Source organism: Methylophaga sp. SB9B (genome assembly GCF_004832235.1).
Taxonomy (GTDB): domain Bacteria; phylum Pseudomonadota; class Gammaproteobacteria; order Nitrosococcales; family Methylophagaceae; genus Methylophaga; species Methylophaga muralis.
The window spans coordinates 1-254 of record NZ_SSXS01000066.1 but is presented as its reverse complement, the minus strand read 5'-3'; the positions used below and the strand labels follow the sequence as shown (position 1 = coordinate 254).

1 pseudogene is annotated in these 254 nt (G+C 44.1%); it reads left to right on the top strand.

Going from position 1 to position 254, the window contains the following annotated elements:
* Positions 1–16 precede the first annotated feature (16 nt).
* Positions 17–254: pseudogene (gene ruvC, locus E8Q33_RS15160) on the top strand (crossover junction endodeoxyribonuclease RuvC); the annotation flags it as partial.

The window sequence follows — 254 nt, the reverse complement described above, 5'->3', positions numbered from 1 at the left end:
CAATCGTTTAAAGCAGATATTTGAAGGGCTGACCGATATTATTCAGCGTTATCAGCCCGATATTATGGCTATCGAACAAGTATTCCTGCATAAAAATGCCGATTCGGCTTTAAAACTTGGCCAGGCAGTGGTGCCGCCATCTGTGCCGCTGTCAGCCAGCAGCTACTGGTCCATGAATATTCTGCAACCCAAATAAAAAAAGCTGTAGTTGGCAATGGACATGCCAAAAAAGAGCAAGTCCAGTATATGATGAC